The 2,171-nt window shown below is 37.8% G+C and carries 3 protein-coding genes; all 3 read left to right on the forward strand.

Going from position 1 to position 2,171, the window contains the following annotated elements; translation table 11 throughout:
• The coding region (locus F6K13_RS29845) for a WD40 repeat domain-containing protein (RefSeq protein WP_287289381.1) at positions 1 to 1,335 on the forward strand (1,335 nt) is incomplete at its 5' end.
• Between the two features lie 29 nt (positions 1,336 to 1,364).
• Positions 1,365 to 1,493, forward strand: a complete 129-nt coding sequence (locus tag F6K13_RS29850) for a hypothetical protein (RefSeq protein ID WP_275670309.1) — start codon at positions 1,365 to 1,367, stop codon at positions 1,491 to 1,493.
• Positions 1,494 to 1,892: 399 nt separating this feature from the next.
• Positions 1,893 to 2,090 carry a hypothetical protein gene (locus F6K13_RS29855; protein ID WP_124143932.1) on the forward strand — a complete coding sequence of 66 codons (198 nt, stop codon included), beginning with the start codon at positions 1,893 to 1,895 and terminating at the stop codon, positions 2,088 to 2,090.
• Positions 2,091 to 2,171 lie beyond the last annotated feature (81 nt).

Consider the following 2,171-nt stretch of genomic DNA (forward strand, 5'->3'; position numbering starts at 1 on the left):
TCAATGGTTTCACCCTTTGAACTATTTGATATTAAAGCAGATAAGTGGGCGTGGCGAGACTATTTAAAACATCCCATTAGTCGCCATCTCGGTCGGATATTAGACAAAATGGTACAGCGAGACCATCGTCAACGGTATCAGTCTGTAGCAGAAGTTATTAAAGATATCAAATATGGACCAACACCAGTAGATGTTATCCTACAGAAACCACGGTGGACTGTAACTGCTTGGGGAGCAGCAGCGATCGCTCTATTATCTTTAGTTATTAGTTCTCGCTTACCATCTCCCCAAACTCAGCCATTATCTTCATCCACTAATATTCCTAAGTTAGAACCAAGGTCTCCTCAACTAAAAGTAGATGATTTTGACTCTAGTATTAGTACCCTCCCTCCCATATCTCCATCTACGGGAATCATAGACCGACTTTCTCCACTACAAACTTTAGCGACCACTTCGGGCCCAGTTTGGTCAATCGCAGCTAGTCCTAATGGTCGTATTATTGCCAGTGGTAGTACGAATGGAAATATTCAACTGTTACATCTGCGTAGTGGTAAGAAGCTGGGTAAATTATCAGGACATGATGGACCTGTGTGGTCTGTTGCTGTTAGTCCCGACGGTCGTACTTTAGTCAGCTCTAGTAGTGATAGCACGATTAAAATTTGGAATATCTACAGTGGTACTTTGAAAAATACATTGTATGGTCATCTTAAGGATGTGTTCTCTGTAGCTATTAGTCCAGATGGAAATACTATTGCCAGTGTGAGTAAAGATAAAACTATTAAATTGTGGGATTTGAATAGTGGTCTACTTTTATATACTCTTTATGGACATTTAGACGAGGTTCAGTCTGTTGCTTTCAGTACTGATGGTCAGACTCTGGCTAGTGGTAGTAATGATGGTACTGTTAAGCTATGGGATTGGCGTTATGGTAGATTGTTACGCACACTCAGAGGACATGATGGGCCTGTATGGTCTGTTGCTATTAGCCCAGATGGTAAGACTTTAGCTAGTGGTAGTTGGGATAATACGATTAAACTTTGGGATTTGGACAGTAATCGTCCCCGACGAGTTGTTAGGCGCTCTCAACGTACTTTGATGGGTCATTCAGAGAAAGTACAGTCTCTGGAGTTTAGTCCTGATGGTAAGACTCTAGCTAGTGGAGATTTTGGCGGTACGATCAAACTCTGGAAAATTGATACAGGTGGTTTGGTAGGAACTCTGAAGGGACATTCGGCTTGGGTGAATTTGACTTTTGACCCTCGAGGCAAAACTTTGATTAGTGGTAGTTTTGATGACACGATTAAGGTGTGGCGCTTTTCTCCTTATAGGTTCTAGTTTGTTTTAACCACAGCTATTATAAATATTTGAATCTGAGCGATCGCTACTTTTGTCAGTTTTTCTCTGGGCAAATAAAAGGCGATCGTTTATTATTAGATTTCTCCAGAAGTAAGAAGGAAGAAGGAAGAAGGAAGAAGGAAGGACTGAAGGGCTGAAAAATCTGGCGTTGTCTGAGTTTTAGGCTTTAGTAAGAAGAAAGAAGGAAAATCTGAGGTTATCTGAGTTTTAAGGTTTTGATATATCAAATGCAGTAATGGCGACTGCTATAAAAAGCATTTTTCGTGCTTTTTTTCAGAAAATTTCTTCTCTGTTACCTTTTCCCTACTTCTGTAAAAATTATCTTATTTTTCACCTCTATGTCTATTGATTAAGCAAAATATTTCTCATTATCTACAAATCTGAAATCTGGCGATCGGTTATAGAAAAGTTTTTAAGATTTGGTATTAGCGATCGCTGAATTATTTGTAGATTAATATTTTTGCAGTTGCTAATTTGTTAGTCTTCTTTTTTAGTCTAAAAAATCGTACATATCTGTGGAAGATAGTATTATATGAATGCCTAATTTAATTGAAACGAAACATCAATGGAAAAATCAAGGATTTTGTATTTTTCCCAACTTTATAGATACAAAAAAACTAGAAAAATTACATTTTATCTGTGACGATATTTTCAATCAATGGCTAGCAGCATCTCCCAATATTAAAGAAGCTGCCAATACAACTAATATGGCATATTTAACTGAGCCTATTTAGGGCTTGCTGATTAAATATAAAAGCATTTACAGGTAAAGTTTTTAACCTTTTTAGGATCGAAAAAACTGCGCCTGTTTCAGA

This window comes from Okeania sp. SIO2B9 (genome assembly GCF_010672505.1).
Lineage (GTDB): Bacteria > Cyanobacteriota > Cyanobacteriia > Cyanobacteriales > Microcoleaceae > Okeania > Okeania hirsuta.